Genomic DNA, 14,889 nt, shown 5'->3' on the forward strand with positions numbered 1-14,889 from the left:
GGCCGTAAATTTGTAAAGAAATATAAATCCCGCGCATTAGTCCATGAGATGCGATGACTGCAAATAGTTCAGCAATAGCACCGTTTTACCGTCACGGATCTCACCCGTTTTGATCATGTCCAGCGCCTGTGTGAACGGCAGTTCCAGAACTTCAATATCTTCATCTTCCACGCCGCCCCCCGCGTTTGTCCGCTGACTGTCACGGTATTGCGCGATGAAGAAGTGGATTATTTCCGTCACACCGCCCGGCGACATGTATAGCTCAAACAGTTTACGTACTTCACCCACTTCAAAGCCGGTCTCTTCAATCGCCTCTTTTCGAATACATGCTTCCGGTTCGTCGTTATCCAGCAGCCCGGCGCAGGTTTCAATCAGTTGACCGTCTTCGTTACCGTTGACCCATGTCGCAACGCGAAACTGGCGGATGAGCACCACCGTTTTCTTCTCCGGGTTATACAGCAGGATTGTGGCGCCGTTGCCACGATCGTAAACCTCACGTTTGTGACGGATCACCTCTCCATTCTTACGGGTCAGGTCATAAGTGATATTGCGCAGGACGAAGTAGTTATCGGAGAGGACTTTATCTTTGATGAGGGTAATTTTTTGCGACATACCGGCTCCACAGCAAGAAGTGAGAAATAATACTACGCCGTGAAACCGGGTTTGTCTTGGAACAATGTAGGCCTGATAAGCAAAGCGCCATCAGGCATTCATGCGGCACATTGCCGGATGGCAACGCTAACGCGTTTTATCCGGCCTACTCGCCGATTAATGAGATTTGACTGATTTTACGCCCAGCCAGTCGACGATCCCCTGGGCGGCGTGCCGCCCTTCCGCCATGGCCGTCACCACCAGGTCTGCACCGCGTACCGCGTCGCCACCGGCAAAGATTTTCGGGTTACTGGTTTGATAACGGTATGCACTTTCAACATCGGCGGCAATGCGCCCCCAGTTATCGACCTTAACGCCATGCGACTCCAGCCACGGCATGCCGTGTGGGTGAAAACCAAACGCCATAATCACCGCATCTGCGGGCATGACAAACTCACTCCCGGCAATGGGAACCGGGCGACGACGGCCCTGCGCATCAGGTTCGCCAAGTTGGGTACGTAAGAAACGCACACCGCTGACTCGCCCATCGGCATGCAACACCAGCTCAACCGGCTGAACGTTAAACTCGAAATTTGCCCCCTCTTCCCGGGCGTTCTTCACCTCTTTTTTTGAGCCGGGCATGTTGGCTTCATCACGACGATAGGCGCAGGTCACCTGGCTTGCGCCATGACGCAGGGCGGTTCGCACACAGTCCATTGCCGTATCGCCTCCGCCCAGCACAACCACGTTTAGTCCGGCGGTGTCGATAAACGGTTCTTCAGGCAGTTCCTCCAGCCCCATCACATGCTTGGTGTTGGCAATCAGGAACGGCAGCGCATCATACACGCCTGGCGCGTCTTCATTTGGCAGGTCCGCCTTCATGGAACGATAGGTTCCTACGCCCACGAACACGGCATCGTAATCCTCCAGCAGCTTTTCAAGCGCGACATCCTTACCCACTTCACAGTTAAGTTCAAAATGAATGCCCATGGCGCTGAAGATTTCACGGCGACGCGCCAGCAGCGATTTGTCCAGCTTGAAGGCCGGAATACCGAACGTCAGCAAACCGCCAATTTCAGGATGGCGATCGTAAACGGTGGCGCTGACGCCGCTGCGCGCAAGCACATCCGCACAGGCCAGACCCGCCGGACCCGCACCGATGATGGCAACACGCTTGTCCACTTTCTGCACATGGCTTAAGTCCGGTCGCCATCCTTTACTCAGCGCCCGATCGGAGATGTAACGCTCAATATTACCGATGGTAACTGCGCCATGCTCGCTACGCACCGTACATGCCCCTTCGCAGAGTCGATCCTGCGGGCATACGCGTCCGGTCACCTCCGGCAGGCAGTTGGTCTGGTGAGAAAGCTCAACCGCCGCGTCGATATTCCCGGCTTTGACCAGTTCAATCCACTGCGGAATGTGGTTATGCAGTGGACAGGTCCATTCGCAGATACTGTGGTCGCCGCATTTCAGGCAGCGAGAGGCTTCGCGCTCCGCCTGCGCCGTACGAAACGGCAGATAGATCTCTTCAAAGCTGGTTTTCCGGGCCTCAATCGCCAGTTTATCCGGCTCCCCGCGCGCAGGCGTCGCCTGCATTTGCTCACGTTTAGTGATGACATGTGGAACAAAATCGGTAGTGCTGGCATGCCATGGCTGGCTTTCCAAACTTGCGGTACGCAGCCTGCGCGCTTTTGACAGACCGGTAAGCGAATTTTCCGTCACCAGTTGTAACGCCTGCGCCGGACAGTTCTCTACGCAGGCGGGTCCCTGTTCACGCCCTTGGCACAGATCGCATTTGTGCGCGGTAGCTTTCACCTTCCCTTTGGCGACGGGAGTGAGTACGATCTGCATCGTGCCGAAAGGACAGGCTACAACGCACGATTTACAGCCAATACACTTTTGCGGGTTCACCTGAACGCTGTCGTTATCATGGCTAATTGCCCCGTTTGGGCAACTTCTGGCGCAGGGTGCATCTTCGCAGTGGTGGCAGGTCACCGCGCTGCGCTGCTGCTGATGCTTAATGACGGTAATTCGGGGCTGAAAATGCCGTTGGCTCAGGACATGCTGTTCGCCATTGTGAGCCATGACGCAGGCGACCTCACAGGCATGGCATCCCAGGCACTGCTGGCTATTGACCATAATAAAACGATTCATGGCTTCCTTCTTTTTTGGTTGCAAAAACCTTATTCTTTATAAGAGTGTTATTAACCGACACGGAAGGAAGCGGCAATGTTCATTTGCCCAGGAAGCACAACTATTTATCCAGAACCTGTGGCAGATCAATTTATTTCATCGCATATGAAATTGTGTTTCAGTTACCATCCAGTTTCATGGCGTTTTATTAACATTTATCAAATACACCGCATCGTTCACGCTGTTTTCAGGCGCGACGTGTATTGTGTGAGGATGCACAAGTGACGGTAAAGCGTCCGGTCTCGGCCAGTCTGGCTAAAGCTTTTTTCTACATAGTGATGCTGTCGATTCTCTCAACGGGTATTGCGCTGCTCACGCTGACCAGCAGCTTGCGAGATGCCGAAGCCATCAACGTTGCTGGCTCATTGCGCATGCAAAGCTACCGTCTGGGTTACGATCTACAAAGCCAGAGCCCGCAGCTTAACGCCCACCGCCAGCTTTTCCAGCAGGCGCTAAACTCGCCAGCATTACAGAATCTGAACGCGTGGTATGTGCCACAAGCGGTAAAAAGCCGCTATGGACGTCTGCATGCTAACTGGCTGGAAATGAACGCCCGCCTGATCGACGGCGATTTAAAATGGTACCAGGCCAACATCAACAACTACGTCGATCAGATCGATCTCTTCGTGCTGGCGTTGCAGCATTATGCCGAACGTAAAGTAATGCTGGTATTTGGCATCTCGCTGGCGGGCGGGATCGGCATATTCACCCTCGTCTTCTTTACCCTGCGGCGCATTCGCCAGCAGGTGGTACGTCCGCTGAATAAACTGGTGATGGCCAGTCAGCAAATTGAACACGGTCAATTTGATATCCCACCGCTGGATACCGGTTTGCCTAATGAACTGGGGTTGCTGGGCAAAACATTTAGCCAGATGTCGAGTGAATTACACAAACTGTATCGCTCGCTGGAAGCGTCTGTGGCCGAGAAAACTCACGATCTCCACGAAGCCAATCGCCGTCTGGAGGTGTTGTATCAGTGCTCGCAGGCGTTAAATACCAGCCAGATTGACGTGCACTGCTTCCGCCATATTTTACAGATCGTCCGCGAACATGACGCCGCGTATTTCCTTGAACTCACCGTCGGTGATAACTGGCGGATTAGCGAAGGGACTAAAAGCCTCGAGCTACCGATGCAGATCCTGCCTGTCACCATGCAGGAAACCGTCTACGGCGAACTGCACTGGCAAAGTCCAAACGTCAATGCTTCTACTCCGCTGCTCAACAGCGTCTCCTCGATGCTGGGACGCGGGTTGTACTTCAACCAGGCGCAAAAACATTTTCAGCAGCTGTTGTTAATGGAGGAGCGAGCGACGATTGCACGCGAGCTGCACGACTCGCTGGCGCAGGTGCTCTCTTATTTACGCATTCAGCTCACGTTGCTTAAACGTTCAATCCCGGAGGATAACGCCCCGGCGCAAAGCATTATGGCGGATTTCTCCCAGGCGCTGAACGATGCCTACCGTCAGCTACGCGAACTGCTCACCACCTTCCGTCTGACCTTACAGCAGGCAGACTTACCCTCCGCCCTGCATGAAATGCTGGAAACGCTGCAAAATCAAACCTCAGCTAAACTCACACTCGACTGTCGGTTACCCACGCTGGCGTTGGATGCGCAAATGCAGGTGCACCTGTTGCAGATCATCCGCGAAGCGGTGCTGAACGCCATTAAGCATGCCAGTGCGAGCGAAATTGCCGTCAGCTGCGTAACGGCTCCGGACGGCAACCACACGGTTTATATCCGCGATAACGGCATCGGCATTGGCGAGCCGCATGAGCCTGCAGGGCACTATGGACTCAATATTATGCGTGAGCGGGCGGAAAGACTGAGCGGCACGTTGACCTTCTCTCAACCTTCCGGAGGGGGAACGTTGGTGAGCATCAGTTTCCGTTCGGCTGAATCAGACAGTGAGCTAACGTAAAGAACCGCAAAGCGCCGTCGGGTCTGGATCCAGGCCTGACGGCGTTGGCACGAAAGGTATGCTGTAAACGGGCATGATAATTTACATTATCTTCTTTTTTTCTCCACGTTTGACCCGTACCTTGCCGCTAAAGTGAAGCAAGCCATACCCATAACGATACGCAGAAACACGAGGTCCTCTTTTAATGGCGAATTTTTTCATCGATCGCCCCATTTTTGCCTGGGTGTTAGCTATCCTGTTGTGCCTGACAGGAGCCCTGGCTATTTTTTCACTGCCCGTTGAGCAATATCCCGATCTGGCACCGCCAAACGTGCGGGTCACCGCCAACTATCCTGGCGCTTCGGCTCAGACTCTGGAAAACACCGTCACCCAGGTTATCGAGCAGAACATGACCGGTCTCGATAACCTGATGTACATGTCATCGCAGAGCAGCGGGACAGGTCAGGCTACGGTTACGTTGAGCTTCGTTGCCGGAACCGATCCTGACGAGGCCGTCCAGCAGGTGCAAAACCAGCTGCAATCGGCAATGCGTAAACTGCCGCAGGCGGTACAGGATCAGGGGGTCACGGTGCGTAAGACCGGGGACACCAATATTCTGACTATCGCCTTTGTCTCCACCGATGGCTCAATGGATAAGCAGGACATCGCCGACTACGTCGCCAGTAACATTCAGGATCCACTCAGCCGTATTAACGGCGTAGGAGATATTGACGCTTACGGCTCACAGTACTCCATGCGTATCTGGCTTGACCCGGCCAAACTGAACAGTTTCCAGATGACCGCTAAAGATGTGACCGACGCTATCGAGTCACAAAATGCGCAGATTGCCGTCGGACAACTTGGCGGTACGCCTTCGGTGGACAAGCAGGCGCTGAACGCGACGATCAACGCCCAGTCGCTACTGCAGACTCCGGATGAATTCCGCGCCATTACGCTACGCGTCAACCAGGATGGTTCAGAAGTTAAACTGGGCGATGTGGCGACGGTCGAAATGGGGGCTGAAAAGTATGATTACCTCAGCCGCTTTAATGGAAATCCTGCCTCCGGCCTGGGCGTGAAGCTGGCTTCAGGCGCCAATGAAATGGCGACAGCAACGCTGGTCATTAACCGTCTGAACGAGCTGTCACAATATTTTCCGCATGGGCTGGAATATAAGGTGGCTTATGAAACCACCTCCTTTGTCAAAGCCTCAATCATCGACGTGGTAAAAACCCTGCTGGAAGCTATTGCACTGGTATTCCTCGTGATGTACCTGTTCCTGCAAAACTTCCGCGCCACGCTGATTCCCACCATCGCCGTTCCCGTCGTCCTGATGGGTACCTTCTCCGTGCTTTACGCCTTTGGCTATAGCGTTAACACCTTGACGATGTTTGCGATGGTGCTGGCGATCGGCCTGCTGGTCGATGACGCCATTGTGGTAGTGGAAAACGTCGAGCGTATTATGAGTGAGGAAGGACTCTCACCGCGGGAAGCCACGCGGAAATCGATGGGACAAATCCAGGGTGCGCTGGTCGGTATCGCCATGGTGCTGTCAGCGGTGTTTATCCCGATGGCCTTCTTCGGCGGCACTACCGGGGCTATTTACCGCCAGTTCTCGATTACTATCGTCTCCGCCATGGTACTGTCTGTTCTGGTGGCGATGATCCTGACCCCCGCTCTGTGCGCCACCCTGCTCAAACCGCTGCATAAAGGCGAGCATCACGGACAAACCGGTTTCTTCGGCTGGTTTAACCGGATGTTTAATCGCAACGCCGAGCGCTACGAAAAAGGCGTCGCCAGGATCCTGCACCGCAGCCTGCGCTGGATACTGATCTACGGCCTGCTGCTCGGCGGAATGGTTTTCCTGTTCCTGCGCCTCCCAACCTCCTTCCTACCGCTGGAAGACCGCGGCATGTTTACCACCTCGGTACAGTTGCCCAGCGGCTCCACACAGCAGCAAACATTGAAAGTGGTTGAGGAAGTGGAGAAGTATTACTTCACCCATGAGAAAGACAACATTATGTCAGTCTTTTCCACAGTCGGTTCTGGCCCTGGCGGGAACGGTCAAAACGTGGCACGTATGTTTGTCCGCTTAAAAGACTGGGATGAGCGCGACACCACTACCGGGACCTCTTTCGCCATCATCGAACGTGCGACCAAAGCCTTTAATAAGATTAAAGAAGCCCGCGTCTTCGCCAGCAGCCCTCCGGCTATCAGCGGCCTCGGAAGCTCTGCCGGTTTCGATATGGAGCTGCAGGATCACGCCGGTGCGGGCCATGATGCGTTAATGGCCGCGCGCGACAAACTCATTGAGCTGGCAGGGAAAGACACGTCCCTGACCCGCGTTCGTCATAACGGTCTGGACGACAGCCCACAGTTGCAAATTGATATCGATCAGCGCAAAGCCCAGGCGCTGGGCGTTTCCATCGACGACATCAACGACACATTGCAAACGGCCTGGGGTTCCAGCTACGTCAATGACTTTATGGACCGGGGCCGCGTGAAGAAGGTTTACGTGCAGGCGGCAGCAAAATTTCGCATGCTCCCGGACGACATTAACTTGTGGTACGTCCGCAATAACAACGGTGGCATGGTGCCTTTCTCGGCCTTTGCGACTTCACGCTGGGAAACCGGTTCACCACGTCTGGAGCGCTATAACGGCTACTCCGCGGTCGAGATTGTCGGCGAAGCCGCGCCTGGCGTCAGTACCGGTACGGCAATGGACATAATGGAATCGCTGGTGCGCCAGTTACCGACAGGGTTTGGCCTCGAATGGACTGCGATGTCTTATCAGGAACGGCTATCGGGCTCTCAGGCCCCTGCCCTGTACGCCATTTCTCTGCTGGTCGTGTTCCTGTGTCTGGCGGCACTGTACGAAAGCTGGTCGGTACCCTTCTCCGTCATGCTGGTCGTGCCGTTGGGGGTCATTGGTGCGCTACTGGCGACCTGGATGCGCGGCCTGGAAAACGATGTGTATTTCCAGGTCGGGTTACTTACCGTTATCGGGCTATCGGCGAAGAACGCAATATTGATTGTTGAATTCGCCAATGAGATGAACGAGAAAGGACACGATCTGCTCGACGCCACGCTCCATGCTTGTCGCCAACGTTTACGCCCAATTCTGATGACGTCACTGGCGTTTATCTTCGGGGTGCTGCCGATGACCATCAGCAGTGGCGCTGGCTCCGGCGGTCAACATGCGGTGGGGACTGGCGTAATGGGCGGGATGATTTCAGCCACTATCCTGGCGATTTACTTCGTTCCCCTGTTCTTTGTGCTGGTGCGCAGACGCTTCCCATTGAAGCCACGCCCAGAATAATCGGACACAAAAAAGGCGACTTACGTTGAGTCGCCTTTTTTTATCCTTTACAGGATATGAATTTCTTCCAGAAAATTATTTACGAAGCATCACTTCGATAAAGTCTTTCCAGTTCCCCAGTTCACGTTCAATCATAACAACCTCTCTTATTATTATGGGCATTCTACGAAATCATCATCATTAAAAGAAGGCAATTTAACCGATGGTTGCGATTGATTCCTCCAGTGTTTGGGGTTTATGTGATCACTATGCGCTATACCCATAAATTTTATGTGACTTACTGCAATATTTTGAAATATTCATACATCATCTACTACTTTTGCAATTCTGATGGAAAAACAGGCTGATGCAAACAGGCAGATTCTGATTTTTAGTTATACGGTATTTTTTGGAGCTTTCAGGAATCATTATTCACTGTTGTTCAACAATGTTATATTTTTCTATAACGATTGAATGACAATATGTATTATTCATTGCCACAGAATAAAAGAATAAATATTCAAATTACGTCAATAAGGATTCAAATGATCACCCTTTACGGCATTAAGAATTGCGACACGATTAAAAAAGCCAGACGCTGGTTGGAGGCTCAAGGTATTGACTACTGCTTTCATGATTATCGCGTCGACGGTCTGGACAACACGCTATTACAGTCCTTTATCAGCGAATTAGGTTGGGAGGCGCTGCTCAATACGCGTGGAACCACCTGGCGTAAACTCGATGAATCCACGCGCAGTCAAATCACCGATGCGGCTTCCGCCACCGCGTTGATGATTGAAATGCCAGCAATTATCAAACGCCCATTGCTCTGCGCGCCGGGTAAGCCTATGCTGCTTGGTTTCAGTGAATCCAGTTATACTCTGTTTTTTAATGAGGTGTAGTCTATGTCGTGCCCGGTCATTGAGCTGACACAGCAGCTTATTCGCCGTCCTTCCCTGAGCCCGGATGATGCCGGGTGCCAGGCGTTAATGATTGAACGCCTGCGCGCGGTAGGTTTTACCGTTGAGCGAATGGACTTTGGTGACACACAGAATTTTTGGGCATGGCGCGGTAAAGGTGAGACCCTGGCATTTGCCGGTCACACCGACGTAGTGCCTGCCGGCGATGTCGATCGCTGGATCAATCCACCGTTCGAACCGACCATTCGCGATGGCATGTTGTTCGGGCGTGGCGCTGCCGATATGAAGGGTTCACTGGCGGCGATGGTCGTGGCCGCAGAACGTTTTGTCGCCCAGCATCCAAATCATCAGGGTCGTCTGGCCTTTTTGATAACGTCTGACGAAGAAGCCAGCGCCAAAAACGGCACCGTGAAGGTGGTTGAAGCGCTGATGGCGCGTAATGAACGACTGGATTATTGCCTGGTGGGTGAGCCATCCAGCACGGAAATCGTTGGCGACGTGGTGAAAAATGGACGTCGTGGTTCACTGACCTGCAACCTGACCATTCACGGCGTGCAGGGCCACGTAGCCTATCCGCATCTGGCCGATAACCCGGTACACCGCGCGGCCCCCATGCTCAACGAACTGGTGGCGATCGAGTGGGATCAGGGTAACGAATTCTTCCCGGCGACCAGCATGCAGATTGCCAATATTCAGGCTGGAACCGGAAGCAACAACGTTATCCCTGGAGAACTGTTTATCCAGTTCAACTTCCGTTTCAGCACTGAGCTGACCGATGAGATGATTAAAGCACGGGTTCACGCGCTGCTGGAGAAACATCAGCTGCGTTATACCGTCGACTGGTGGCTTTCCGGTCAGCCGTTCCTGACCGAACGCGGTAAACTGGTGGATGCAGTGGTGAACGCCATTGAGCACTATAATGAGATTAAACCGCAGTTACTGACTACAGGCGGGACGTCCGACGGGCGTTTTATTGCCCGCATGGGGGCGCAGGTAGTAGAACTTGGGCCGGTCAACGCCACTATTCATAAAATTAATGAATGTGTTAATGCCGCCGACCTGCAGCTGCTTGCCCGTATGTATCAACGTATCATGGAGCAACTCGTCGCCTGATGAGTGTTCCTGTAAGAGGAAATGAGCATGGACTGGCTGGCAAAATATTGGTGGATTCTGGTGTTGGTGTTTCTGGTAGGCGTGCTGCTGAACGTGATTAAAGATCTCAAGCGCGTCGATCACAAGAAATTTCTTGCCAACAAGCCGGATCTTCCCCCGCATCGTGACTTTAACGATAAATGGGACGACGACGACGATTGGCCGAATAAGGACCAACCGAAGAAATAATTAGTAGGCCGATAAGTCCCGTAGGCCCGGTAAGCGTTAGCGCCGCCGGGCATTACGTGCCGGATGGCAACGCTTCGCGTTTTATCCGGCCTACGGTGATCAATCAGATCATGGTAATCACATCATCATCGTGAGGCTTACCGCCGCTCAGCGCTTCATCAAAGTAGTGCTTCGGTACGGTAAAACGCAGATGATCGAGCGCAAACTGCATACTGCGTTCATCAATGGCGTGCCCCAGATTTTCGACGATATCCAGCGTCACATCCCCACCGGCGCGAATTAACGCTTCCTGCGCGGCAACGGCATGAGATAACTCAATTACCCGGTCTTCACCACCGTGAATCAAATGCACCGTCGTCGCGGTGGTTGCAGCCTCTGGCAAGGTGGCATAGCGGCCATTGAAGGCGATGACCCGCGATGCCAGCCCCGGCTCAGCTTTGATGCTCTCAAGTGACATAATTGAACCCTGAGAAAAACCAATCAGCGCGGTTGCCTGCGGCGAAACGCCGCTGTGCTTCTGCCAGTAGCGCACGGTTTCGATAAACACCGGCATAATGGCGTCAACACGAGCCTGACGATTCTCTTCTGTTACGCCCTGCACCGAAAACCACTGACGTCCGGACGTCGTCCCGTAAGGCTCTGCTCCACCAATGCTAACGATTAGCGCATCCGGAAACAGCGGCGCAAACCAGGTGCCAATTTCGCCCATAGCAACCGGGTTATCGCCGACGCCATGAAACAGCAGCAGTAGCTGTTGAGCGGGTTTATCGGGACTTTGAACAACAAAATGGTCATGTTTCATGGCGTTCTCCTTAGCTGATGAGAATCATTCTACGCCGCTTAACCGCAATGACCATGCCAGGAAATTGAAGAAGTTAGTGAAAAAATTGCCATTGCATAATGCGATTATGTAGCCGCTGTTCACGCTCTGCATCCAGCTGATTTAATGCCTGCGCCGCTTCGGCGCGCTGAATGACCAGCAACGCTTTACGACCAGAAATCTTGAGCTGTTGGCACAATTCGGCGTCGCTACGTTTAGCCTGGATGCGTCCGCGCAAGGCCGGAAGAGGTAACTCACTGTGCTCAAGCAGACGACTCAGACAGCCTAGCGACGTCAATAATGGCCGATGCGCGAAGGCAAACCCAGCCAGCTCAGCCCAGTCATCCTCATTAAGCGTAGTCTCTTTCAGTGGGACCAGCGGAATGCTCTCACCGTTCCATTGCGCAAGGATTTTCGCATCACGACGCAAATGCTGGTGCTCCCGCTCGGCAAGGCGTTTCCCCGCTTCGCTAATGGGAAGTAACGCCATGGCGGTATAACAGCCGCTGCTGGCTTCCCGATGATTTCCCATCCGCACCAGCACAAAACCGCAGCGTTGCCAGAAACGCCATAGTTCAGCCGTATAACCAAAGCTGACGGACAGATAATCACACTGCATGGAATAACGCAGGGCCTGCATAATCAACTGCTGTCCGATACCTTCTCGCTGGCGAGCAGGATGAACCGCAATTCGACTGACCCGTCTCCCGACGAGCGTCGCCGCCAACGGGTCACCACCGTGCGCCGCCAGCGACTGCGCAACCAGATTCCCTCTCGGTCGACGATATCCGGCCCAGACGGCCTGGCTTAATTCCGCGGATAGTCCCCCTTCATCGACCAACCAGACAGCCCCCGCCACTGAGTCAGCGGTTGATGCCTGAAGAAAATGCTGACCAGGCGCGTCCATCATCCGCCGCAGGTCCAATGGCGAGGTGCGATAATGCGCTCCAGAAAGCAGCTGGTATACCGCTAACGGCAGCGCCGGATTAGCATGCCAGGACTGTTGCTCAAATGCCGAGAAGTGAAGCTCCCCCAATGGGGCATGCGTGAACGTTTCATCATCAAACACCAGCACATCGCTGACGATTTGCTCCAGCGGACATCCCTGCGCCCAGCGTACCGGTTGTTGCAACTCATAGTGTTGAAGATTGGGGAAGCGGGCACAGAATTTCAGCAGGAAGCCTCTCCCCGTTCCCTCGTAGCCTTGTACTGTAGTGGTTAACAGCGTACGAGGAAAACGCGCCACCAGTTGGTGCAGCAGCGGCGCGGGGATCGCGGCGGCTTCATCCACAATTAGCCAGTCTGCGATTGCAGAACTGCTTAACAGCGCATCCGGGGCCATAAAACGGTAACGCTCTCCGGCAAATTGCGCCAGCACATCGGTTGCCGCTTTGGCAGGCGCTGTCACAATCGCAGTGCCATTTATCCGCGCTATGAGTTGCCCTGCCAGAGCGGATTTGCCCCGACCCCGTGCGGCCGTCACCGCAACCACACCGGGAGGCATAGCCAGCAAATGATTTAATATCATCGCCTGTTCTGGCTGGGGTTCGCCGGTTGCCGCGTGCCAGGCTGCGCGAGCAGGAAAGTGCGGACAGGCAACCGGCTGATGCTGCTGCCAGTGCAGAGCCTGTCTATCGCGGGAAATCACCCGTTTGACGTGTTCAATAAAGTGCGGTGTAGGGATCGGTTCAGCACAATCGCTCCAGCGTAGTGAATCCGCGTCCGGATGCGTGTGCCAGGAATGCCAGGGTGGGGTCAGCAAAACCAGCCAACTGCCAGCAAGCAGTGTGCCGCTTAAGGCGGCAAACGCCGCAGCGTCAAAACCCTGCCCTGCGTCAAAAACCGCATGACGAAACTCGCGCCCTAATAATGTTTTTAGCGCCTGCGGCGTACAGCACGGCTCGGTAGGGGCTTGCTCCCCTACCCACAGCCAGTCGCCGGGTAACGTGCTACGTAGCGCTAATGCCTGTTCCTGACACCAGTTATCCTCGCCGCTGATAATCAGCAGACGACGGATCCCTTCGTGGGTCATTTGTTCGGTTAACGCGCTCAGCGCCGTGTTATCGGACATCCCTGCCTCAGTATCTTAGATACCTTTACCAAAAGTATTACATTGCCCCGGATCGCCGCTATCAAAACCGCGTTTGAACCAGGTAAAACGCTGTTCAGAGGTTCCGTGAGTAAAGCTGTCCGGCACGACGCGTCCTTGTCCCTGCTGTTGCAGACGATCGTCACCAATGGCCTGTGCGGCGTTCAGTGCCTCTTCCAGGTCACCAGACTCCAGAACGCCCTGCTGCTGCATGCTGTGGCCCCAGACACCGGCAAAGCAGTCTGCCTGCAGTTCCATTCGAACGGAAAGACGGTTCACTTCTGCCTGTGAGGCATTCTGCTGCATCTGACGAACTTTAGGTTCAATGCCCAGCAGTTTCTGCACGTGGTGACCCACTTCATGGGCGATAACATAGCCCTGAGCAAAATCACCATCGGCGCCCAGCTTGTTTTTCATGTCGTCATAGAATGAAAGGTCGATGTAAACCGTACCATCTGCCGGGCAATAAAACGGTCCCATCACGGACTGACCCGCGCCGCAGCCGGTACGCGTCGCGCCCCGGTACATCACCAGCTTCGGCTGTTGGTAGGTGCGACCCATTTTTTCAAACTGCTGTCCCCAGGTATCTTCTGTTGTAGCCAGAATCACCGAGGTAAATTTTGCCGCTTCATCATCGTTTGGGCTGATGGAGCGTGATGATTGCTGTTGGGAGACCGGCTGGCCAGTCATTAGCCCGGTGAGATCCACGCCATAGTAACCCGCCACCAGCACCACAATCAGCAGGATGATGCCGCCTTTACCACTGGGCAGACGAAAACCAGGCCCACCCATAGAGGGGCCGCCAGAGCTGTTTCGTCTGTCTTCCACGTTGTCACTTTCACGACGCCCTTGCCAGCGCATAATCACCTCAACTTTTTATTCATTATGATGATGATCGTAGGCGGTTCGGAACAGGATTACCATAAGAAATAGTAATCAAATCAGGTGGGGTTAATGAGCCGGAGAGCGATCGCCGGCTCAGGGGAAGATTAGTCTAACTTCACACCCAGGCGATGCGCGACGGCTTCATAGGCTTCGATCAGGCCGCCCAGACTCTGGCGGAAGCGATCTTTGTCCATTTTATCCAGCGTTTCTTTGTCCCACAGGCGGCTACCGTCCGGTGAGAATTCATCACCCAGAACCACTTCACCTTTATACAAACCAAACTCAAGTTTGAAGTCGACCAGAATCAGACCAGCATCATCAAACATCTTTTTCAGCACGTCGTTAGCTTTGTAGGTCAGCTCTTTCATACGTGCCAGATTCTCTTTGCTCACCCAACCAAAAGTTTCGCAATAGGAATCGTTAATCATTGGATCGTGCATAGCATCGTTTTTCAGGAACAGATCAAACAGCGGCGGATTCAGCTCAATACCTTCCTCAACGCCTAAACGCTTAACCAGAGAGCCTGCCGCGCGGTTACGTACCACACATTCAACCGGTACCATCTCCAGTTTTTTCACCAGACATTCGGTATCAGAAAGCAGTCGCTCCATCTGGGTAGGAATACCCGCTTCTTGCAGTTTAGTCATAATGAAATGGTTGAATTTGTTGTTCACCATGCCTTTACGGTCAAACTGTTCAATGCGCGCGCCATCCCCTGCTGACGTATCATTGCGGAATTCGAGCACCAACAGGTCCGGGTTTTCCGTGCTGTATACGGTCTTCGCTTTACCACGATACAACTCAGCTTGCTTTTGCATCTTTATTACTCCTGGGTGTGAATTAACGATAAA

The 14,889-nt window shown here is 53.6% G+C and carries 12 protein-coding genes; 5 read left to right on the plus strand and 7 right to left on the minus strand.

The window, feature by feature from the left end; translation table 11 throughout:
• Positions 1-36: 36 nt before the first annotated feature.
• Together nudK and aegA are read right to left on the minus strand one after the other, a co-directional pair.
• Entirely contained in the window at positions 37-612 is a 576-nt protein-coding gene (nudK, locus tag OGX97_RS22570; protein WP_279850723.1) for a GDP-mannose pyrophosphatase NudK, read from the minus strand.
• 156 nt (positions 613-768) lie between these two features.
• Positions 769-2,748 carry a formate-dependent uric acid utilization protein AegA gene (gene aegA / locus OGX97_RS22575; protein ID WP_235127013.1) on the minus strand — a complete coding sequence of 660 codons (1,980 nt, stop codon included), beginning with the start codon at positions 2,746-2,748 and terminating at the stop codon, positions 769-771.
• A 260-nt stretch (positions 2,749-3,008) separates the two neighbouring features.
• Here aegA and narQ point away from each other — a divergent pair, with 260 nt between their 5' ends.
• Both narQ and acrD read left to right on the plus strand, forming a co-directional pair.
• Positions 3,009-4,706 (plus strand): nitrate/nitrite two-component system sensor histidine kinase NarQ, encoded by a 1,698-nt coding sequence (narQ, locus tag OGX97_RS22580; protein WP_032944178.1) that lies wholly within the window; start codon positions 3,009-3,011, stop codon positions 4,704-4,706.
• A 184-nt stretch (positions 4,707-4,890) separates the two neighbouring features.
• Entirely contained in the window at positions 4,891-8,004 is a 3,114-nt protein-coding gene (gene acrD, locus OGX97_RS22585) for a multidrug efflux RND transporter permease AcrD (RefSeq protein ID WP_218659053.1), read from the plus strand.
• Positions 8,005-8,079: 75 nt separating this feature from the next.
• Here acrD and ypfM read toward each other — a convergent pair whose 3' ends face one another.
• Positions 8,080-8,139: a protein YpfM gene (gene ypfM / locus OGX97_RS22590; RefSeq protein WP_001386977.1), complete on the minus strand. Its 60-nt coding sequence runs from the start codon at positions 8,137-8,139 to the stop codon at positions 8,080-8,082.
• Between the two features lie 389 nt (positions 8,140-8,528).
• On the opposite strand from ypfM, the gene OGX97_RS22595 reads away from it, so the two are divergent.
• The 3 genes from OGX97_RS22595 to OGX97_RS22605 are packed head-to-tail and all read left to right on the plus strand — an operon-like array spanning position 8,529 to position 10,244.
• Positions 8,529-8,885, plus strand: a complete 357-nt coding sequence (locus OGX97_RS22595; protein WP_279850722.1) for an ArsC family reductase — start codon at positions 8,529-8,531, stop codon at positions 8,883-8,885.
• Positions 8,886-8,888: 3 nt separating this feature from the next.
• A complete protein-coding gene (dapE, locus tag OGX97_RS22600) occupies positions 8,889-10,016 on the plus strand; it encodes a succinyl-diaminopimelate desuccinylase (RefSeq protein ID WP_003037976.1) in 1,128 nt (375 codons plus the stop codon).
• Between the two features lie 27 nt (positions 10,017-10,043).
• Positions 10,044-10,244, plus strand: a complete 201-nt coding sequence (locus OGX97_RS22605) for a YpfN family protein (RefSeq protein WP_218659052.1) — start codon at positions 10,044-10,046, stop codon at positions 10,242-10,244.
• A 103-nt stretch (positions 10,245-10,347) separates the two neighbouring features.
• Here the strand turns inward: OGX97_RS22605 and ypfH are convergent, their stop codons facing one another.
• The 4 genes from ypfH to purC form a co-directional block, all read right to left on the minus strand.
• Positions 10,348-11,046, minus strand: a complete 699-nt coding sequence (ypfH, locus tag OGX97_RS22610; protein WP_218659051.1) for an esterase — start codon at positions 11,044-11,046, stop codon at positions 10,348-10,350.
• Positions 11,047-11,119: 73 nt separating this feature from the next.
• Complete coding sequence (locus OGX97_RS22615; RefSeq protein WP_235127010.1) at positions 11,120-13,135, minus strand: tRNA(Met) cytidine acetyltransferase TmcA; 2,016 nt, start codon at positions 13,133-13,135, stop codon at positions 11,120-11,122.
• A 15-nt stretch (positions 13,136-13,150) separates the two neighbouring features.
• Complete coding sequence (gene ypfJ / locus OGX97_RS22620; RefSeq protein ID WP_032944186.1) at positions 13,151-14,014, minus strand: KPN_02809 family neutral zinc metallopeptidase; 864 nt, start codon at positions 14,012-14,014, stop codon at positions 13,151-13,153.
• 128 nt (positions 14,015-14,142) lie between these two features.
• On the minus strand, positions 14,143-14,856 hold the full coding sequence (gene purC / locus OGX97_RS22625) for a phosphoribosylaminoimidazolesuccinocarboxamide synthase (protein ID WP_003835086.1): 714 nt from the start codon (positions 14,854-14,856) through the stop codon (positions 14,143-14,145).
• Between the last annotated feature and the right edge of the window lie 33 nt (positions 14,857-14,889).

The sequence above is a fragment of the Citrobacter sp. Cpo061 genome, from assembly GCF_030332845.1.
GTDB lineage: Bacteria > Pseudomonadota > Gammaproteobacteria > Enterobacterales > Enterobacteriaceae > Citrobacter > Citrobacter portucalensis.

Bases quoted from the DNA above. Each gene is read 5' to 3' on its own strand.
- nudK (WP_279850723.1), bottom strand. From the start codon at position 612: ATGTCGCAAAAAATTACCCTCATCAAAGATAAAGTCCTCTCCGATAAC.
- aegA (WP_235127013.1), bottom strand. From the start codon at position 2,748: ATGAATCGTTTTATTATGGTCAATAGCCAGCAGTGCCTGGGATGCCAT.
- acrD (WP_218659053.1), top strand. From the start codon at position 4,891: ATGGCGAATTTTTTCATCGATCGCCCCATTTTTGCCTGGGTGTTAGCT.
- OGX97_RS22595 (WP_279850722.1), top strand. From the start codon at position 8,529: ATGATCACCCTTTACGGCATTAAGAATTGCGACACGATTAAAAAAGCC.
- dapE (WP_003037976.1), top strand. From the start codon at position 8,889: ATGTCGTGCCCGGTCATTGAGCTGACACAGCAGCTTATTCGCCGTCCT.
- OGX97_RS22605 (WP_218659052.1), top strand. From the start codon at position 10,044: ATGGACTGGCTGGCAAAATATTGGTGGATTCTGGTGTTGGTGTTTCTG.
- ypfH (WP_218659051.1), bottom strand. From the start codon at position 11,046: ATGAAACATGACCATTTTGTTGTTCAAAGTCCCGATAAACCCGCTCAA.
- OGX97_RS22615 (WP_235127010.1), bottom strand. From the start codon at position 13,135: ATGTCCGATAACACGGCGCTGAGCGCGTTAACCGAACAAATGACCCAC.
- ypfJ (WP_032944186.1), bottom strand. From the start codon at position 14,014: ATGCGCTGGCAAGGGCGTCGTGAAAGTGACAACGTGGAAGACAGACGA.
- purC (WP_003835086.1), bottom strand. From the start codon at position 14,856: ATGCAAAAGCAAGCTGAGTTGTATCGTGGTAAAGCGAAGACCGTATAC.